This window comes from Lysinibacillus composti, assembly GCF_016908465.1.
In the GTDB taxonomy this organism is placed as follows: domain Bacteria; phylum Bacillota; class Bacilli; order Bacillales_A; family Planococcaceae; genus Ureibacillus; species Ureibacillus composti_A.
In genome coordinates, this window is sequence record NZ_JAFBDY010000013.1 from 105,783 (window position 1) to 112,139 (window position 6,357).

Sequence of the window (6,357 nt, forward strand, 5' to 3'; positions counted from 1 at the left end):
GGCATTAGAAAGTTTTTCAAAAAGATGATATTTTTTGATAAAGCTTATGCTATTTGACACATACTAAGGTTATGAAAGAGTAGGTGAACATGGTGGCTATTGAAGATCAAAAAGTACAACACGAGTATGATGCAGACCAGATACAAGTACTTGAAGGATTAGAAGCAGTTCGAAAGCGTCCTGGTATGTATATTGGTTCAACGAGTTCAAAAGGTTTACACCATTTAGTTTGGGAGATCGTAGATAACAGTATTGACGAAGCATTAGCTGGTTACTGTACTGATATTATCGTTGCTATAGAAAATGATAACTGGATTCGTGTAGAAGATAATGGACGTGGGATTCCTGTTAGTATACAAGAAAAAATGGGGAAACCTGCTGTTGAAGTAATCATGACAGTGTTACATGCTGGTGGTAAATTTGGCGGTGGTGGATATAAGGTTTCAGGTGGTCTACACGGTGTAGGTGCATCTGTTGTAAATGCCTTATCCGTATCAACAGAAGTTTATGTTAAACGTGATGGCCATATTCACAGCATTATTTTCGAAAGAGGCCGTACAGTTCAAGAGCTAAAAGTTATTGGCGATACAGATGATACTGGAACTACAACACGTTTTAAAGCTGATGCTGAAATCTTCAAAGAAACAACAGTATACGAATATGATATTTTAGCAAAACGTGTTCGGGAACTAGCTTACTTAAATCGTGGAATTCGAATTACTATTAAAGACGAACGTTCAGGACAAGAACATTCTGAGACATTCCACTATGAGGGTGGGATTAAATCATATGTTGAGCATTTGAACGAAGGAAAAGAGCCGATCCATGAACCAATTGATATTACAGGCGAAAAAGATGGTATTTCTGTTGAAATTGCTATGCAGTATAACGCGGGATATGCTTCTACCATTTTCTCATTTGCTAATAATATTAATACGTACGAAGGTGGTACGCATGAATCAGGATTTAAAACTGCATTAACACGTGTAATAAATGATTATGCACGAAAAAATGGCCTTGTAAAAGATTCAGAAGCCAATTTAACTGGTGAAGATGTTCGTGAAGGTTTAACTGCTATTGTTTCAGTAAAACATCCTGATCCCCAATTTGAAGGGCAAACAAAAACGAAGCTTGGTAACTCAGAGGTAAGCTCCATTACCAATTCTCTATTCTCGGATGGTTTTGAACGATTCTTATTAGAAAATCCATCAGTAGCTAGACAGATAGTTGAAAAGGGAACTATGGCAGCAAGAGCACGTGTTGCAGCGAAAAAGGCACGTGAGTTTACACGTCGTAAATCCGCTTTAGAAGTATCTAGTTTACCAGGTAAATTAGCAGATTGTTCTTCTACAAATCCAGCTGAATCTGAAATTTATATTGTAGAGGGTGACTCGGCAGGTGGTTCTGCTAAGTCAGGACGTGACCGTTACTTCCAAGCAATACTGCCGTTGCGCGGTAAAATCCTTAATGTTGAAAAAGCAAATTTAAACCGAATTTTATCTAATACAGAAATCCGCGCAATGATTACAGCATTTGGTACAGGTATTGGAGAAGAGTTTGATTTAGAGAAGGCAAGATATCATAAAATTGTTATTATGACTGATGCTGATGTTGATGGTGCACATATTCGTATCTTACTATTAACTTTCTTCTTCCGCTTTATGCGCCCACTTATTGAAGCGGGTTATGTTTATGCTGCACAACCACCGCTTTATCAAGTAAAACAGGGGAAACATGTTGAGTATTGTTACTCTGATGAAGAACTTCAGGAAATATTAAGTCGTTTATCAGCTAATCCAAAACCTGTTGTACAACGATACAAAGGGCTAGGGGAAATGAATGCTGAACAATTATGGGATACAACAATGGACCCAGAACATCGTACACTACTTCAAATTGAATTAGATGATGCTATTAAAGCGGATCAAGTTTTCCATCATTTAATGGGTGACGAAGTAGAACCGCGTAGGCAATTCATCGAGGATAACGCTGTTTATGTACAAAATTTAGATATTTAGTTTTGCTTTTGAAGGGAGGGTACTTAAGTGGCTGAAGGTAATCATTCAGGAGTTAAAGGAATTAAAATTAGTGAAGAAGTAGAAACGTCATTCTTAAACTATGCAATGAGTGTTATTGTATCGCGAGCATTACCAGATGTTCGTGATGGTTTGAAACCAGTACATCGTCGTATTTTATACGGTATGCATGAGTTAGGGAATACTTCGGATAAACCATATAAAAAGTCTGCTCGTATTGTTGGGGATGTTATGGGGAAATACCATCCTCATGGTGACTCTTCTATTTATGACGCAATGGTGCGTATGGCTCAAGACTTTAGCTTCCGATATATGTTAGTTGATGGACATGGAAACTTTGGATCTGTTGATGGTGATGGCGCAGCCGCAATGCGTTATACAGAATCTCGTATGTCCAAGATCACAATGGAAATGTTACGAGATATTAATAAAGACACAATTGACTATCAAGACAACTATGATGGTAATGAAAAAGAACCAGTTGTTTTACCTGCGCGGATTCCAAATCTTTTACTAAATGGCGCATCTGGGATAGCAGTTGGTATGGCAACGAATATTCCACCACATCAATTAGGTGAAACCATAGATGCAGTAATAGCATTATCTGAAAATCCTGCTATTACTACAGAGGAATTAATGGAAATTATCCCTGGTCCAGATTTCCCAACCGGGGGAATCATAGTGGGGCGTAGTGGAATACGTAGAGCGTATGAGACTGGACGTGGTTCCATTACTGTTCGAGCAAAGGTTGAAATTGAAGTTAAACCGAATGGTAAAGAAACAATTTTAGTTCACGAGCTTCCATATCAAGTCAATAAGGCGAAGTTAATTGAGAAAATAGCAGAATTAGTTCGCGATAAAAGAATTGATGGTATTACTCATTTACGTGATGAATCTGACCGTAGAGGGATGCGCATAGTTATCGAAGTACGTAAAGATGCAAATGCCAATGTTATATTAAATAATTTATATAAACAAACAGCAATGCAATCAAACTTCGGTGTAAATATGCTGGCTTTAGTTGATGGTCAACCTAAAGTATTAGGATTAAAACAAGTCCTATATCACTATTTAGAACATCAAAAAGTAGTAATTACTCGTCGTACTAAATATGAACTGAAAAAGGCAGAAGATCGTGCGCATATTTTAGAAGGTTTACGTATAGCACTTGATCATATTGATGAAATTATCTCGATAATCCGCTCTTCTCGTACAGGTGAGGAAGCAAAACCAGTATTAATGGAGCGCTTTAATTTATCTGATCGACAAGCACAAGCAATTTTAGATATGCGTCTTGTTCGTTTAAGTGGACTGGAACGTGAAAAAATTGAAAATGAATATCAGGAACTTCAAATACTTATTGCAGAATTGAAAGCAATATTAGCGGATGAAGGAAAAGTATTAGAAATCATTCGCAAGGAAATTACGGAAATTAAAGAACGTTACAATGATGAACGCCGTACTGAAATTATAGCTGGCGGTCTGGAAATGATTGAAGACGAAGATTTAATTCCACGTGAAGACTCAGTTATTACCCTAACGCATAACGGTTACATAAAAAGACTAGCTGCAAATACGTATAGAAGTCAAAAACGTGGTGGTCGTGGAGTTCAAGGAATGGGTACCCATGAAGACGATTTCGTTGAGCATTTACTATTCACTTCAACACACGATTCAATTCTTTTCTTCACTTCAAAAGGGAAAGTATTCCTTACTAAGGGATATGAAATTCCTGAATATGGACGTACAGCAAAAGGGTTGCCGATTGTAAATTTATTAAATTTAGATAAAGAAGAAAAAGTTACAGCGGTAATCCGTTCTGAGTCATATCAAGAAGATGCTTATTTCATCTTCACAACAAAAACTGGTATTACAAAACGTACGCCACTTACACAGTTTGCCAATATAAGAAAAAATGGATTAATCGCAATTAGTCTACATGATGACGATGAACTAATCTCAGTTCGCTTAACAGATGGTAAAAAACAAATAATTATTGGTACACGTGATGGAATGCTTATCCGTTTTAATGAAACAGATATTCGTTCGATGGGACGTACTGCAGCTGGTGTTCGAGGAATTAAACTGCGTGAAGATGATTATGTAGTCGGCATGGAGATTATTGAACCAGATCATGAAATTTTAGTAGTAACTGAAAAAGGCTATGGTAAAAGAACTCCTGAATCCGAATACCGTTTACAAAGTCGTGGTGGTGTAGGAATAAAGACAATTCAAATCACTGATAAAAATGGCCCGATGTGTACGGTAAAAACTGTTGATGGTACAGAAGATATTATGTTAATCACAATTAACGGTATGTTAATACGAATGGATGTAAATGATATTTCTGTTGTTGGTAGAAGTACTCAAGGTGTTCGTTTAATTCGTTTAGGCGATGAAGAATACGTAGCAACAGTGGCACGTGTGAAAAAAGAAGAAGAAGACGAAACTCCAGAAGGTGAATTGGATGAAGAATCTAATGGGGTAGAAGTTCAGGAAAATAAATCTATAACAGATGTAGTCGATCAGGATGAGAAATCTGACGTCTTAGATGATACTGATAACGATACTGAATAAATTAAAGGAACCGTGTTTTGAAAAGCACGGTTCCTTTTTTGTTGGGGAAGTACCGATTTTGGATATACAATTAAGGATATTCATTTATAGTTTATTTAACAATGGTATACAGCATTTTCTTATGGAATTCCTCAAAATGCTAAAATTAATTATTTTATGTAAATCCATAATATTAAATTAAGAGTATAGTATAATTTTTTTATAACTTATTAAAATTGTTTTAATAATAATTACTAAAGGAGTTTTTAGTTTGGAAGCTACATATATTAAAGTCTCAGATCTCCAACTGGGTGAAGTTGTAGCAGAGGACATCTATGCTAATACTCAGCATCCAATTCTATTTAAGGATACCGAAATAACAAATGAACATTTACAAATCTTTAGTGCATTTAATATTTCCAAAGTAATTGTTTATATTGAAGATGGAGAGGAAAATCAACAAAAAAAACAATCATCTACTGAAGAAACAATTGTACAAGAATTATCTTTTGAAATGATGTACAAAAGTGCGGTTAATCAATTTGAAAGGGAATTTCTAAGTTGGGAAGCAGGATCAATAATTGATATTGCAAAAGTAAGAACAATTATATTACCACTAGTTGATGAGGTCCTTAAAGATCGTACAAAAGTTTATAAGCTAAATAATTATTCTGTTCCAAAGAAGTATCTGTATCATCATTGTATTGCAACAGGGATCATATCATCTATTTTGGCAAGTAAACTTGGGTTTGATCGAGGTTATATTTTACAGGTAGCAATCGCTGGAGTACTAGCTGATTGTGGTATGTCTAAAATTGCAAAACGTATTAGAGATAAAAAGGGATCTCTCTCTGAGGTAGAATTTAAAGAGATTAGAAGACATCCTTTATATAGTTTTAATATGGTGAAGGATTTAACTGCTCTAAAAAAAGAAATGAAAGTAGCCATTTATCAGCACCATGAAAGGTTGGATGGTAGTGGGTATATAGAAGGTAAAAAATTAGGTGATGATATCTCATTTTTTTCACAAATAATAGCGGTGGCTGATACTTTTCATGCTATGACTAGTGAACGAATCTATCGAGCTAAAGAATCCCCCTTTAAAGTGGTGGAGATGATTAAGGAATCTGAATTTGGAAAGTTTGATATAAAAGTGGTGAGTGCATTAATTTCAACTATTGCTCATATACCAATCGGTACAACAGTTGAATTATCTAACCTTGAAAAAGGTGAGGTAATGTTTAATAATTCATATTCTCCAACTAGACCACTAGTAAAATTAATGAGTACTTCTGAAATTATTGATTTGGCCTCGCATCGGAATTTGTACATTTCACGAATCATCTAATCTATACTGAGAGTCAGAGTCAGGATTAAATTTGATAACGAATGTTTCACATGAAACATTTTAAATTATTAAAATATTAGTGAACTATTTAAAACACACTACAATTGTTGTTAAGTAAATATGTAGTGTGCTTCTTTTAATTAACAATTAATTAAAACCTATCTAATTATATTTTTTTATTGTAAAGTGTTGACTTATATTTTAATCCCTGATATTATAAGTAAGTCGCCAAGAGGTGACGGTAAATGAACCTTGAAAACTGAACAACAGAACGTTAATGATTATAGATGTTTCTTTATAAGAAACAAAAATTTTGGACATCAAATTGATGCCAGCTAAAATTTGAGCTTTATCAAATTTTCTTTTATGGAGAGTTTGATCCTGGCTCAGGACGAACGCTGGCGGCGTGCCTAATAC

General features: G+C 35.2%; 4 protein-coding genes. 3 read left to right on the forward strand and 1 reads right to left on the reverse strand.

Annotation, left to right across the window (positions count from 1 at the left end; all coding sequences use genetic code 11):
* Nucleotides 1-89 precede the first annotated feature (89 nt).
* The 3 genes from gyrB (at nt 90) to JOD29_RS13735 (ending at nt 5,940) form a co-directional block, all read left to right on the forward strand.
* Nucleotides 90-2,018 carry a DNA topoisomerase (ATP-hydrolyzing) subunit B gene (gene gyrB / locus JOD29_RS13725; protein WP_124765754.1) on the forward strand — a complete coding sequence of 643 codons (1,929 nt, stop codon included), beginning with the start codon at nt 90-92 and terminating at the stop codon, nt 2,016-2,018.
* A 27-nt stretch (nt 2,019-2,045) separates the two neighbouring features.
* Nucleotides 2,046-4,613, forward strand: a complete 2,568-nt coding sequence (gene gyrA / locus JOD29_RS13730) for a DNA gyrase subunit A (protein ID WP_124765756.1) — start codon at nt 2,046-2,048, stop codon at nt 4,611-4,613.
* Nucleotides 4,614-4,863: 250 nt separating this feature from the next.
* Nucleotides 4,864-5,940 carry an HD-GYP domain-containing protein gene (locus tag JOD29_RS13735; RefSeq protein WP_124765759.1) on the forward strand — a complete coding sequence of 359 codons (1,077 nt, stop codon included), beginning with the start codon at nt 4,864-4,866 and terminating at the stop codon, nt 5,938-5,940.
* Nucleotides 5,941-6,141: 201 nt separating this feature from the next.
* Here JOD29_RS13735 and JOD29_RS13740 read toward each other — a convergent pair.
* Nucleotides 6,142-6,357 (reverse strand): hypothetical protein (locus tag JOD29_RS13740; protein ID WP_205101687.1); only part of this gene is annotated, 216 nt, incomplete at its 5' end.

Coding starts and splice junctions, on each gene's coding strand:
- gyrB (WP_124765754.1), top strand. CDS start 90: ATGGTGGCTATTGAAGATCAAAAAGTACAACACGAGTATGATGCAGAC.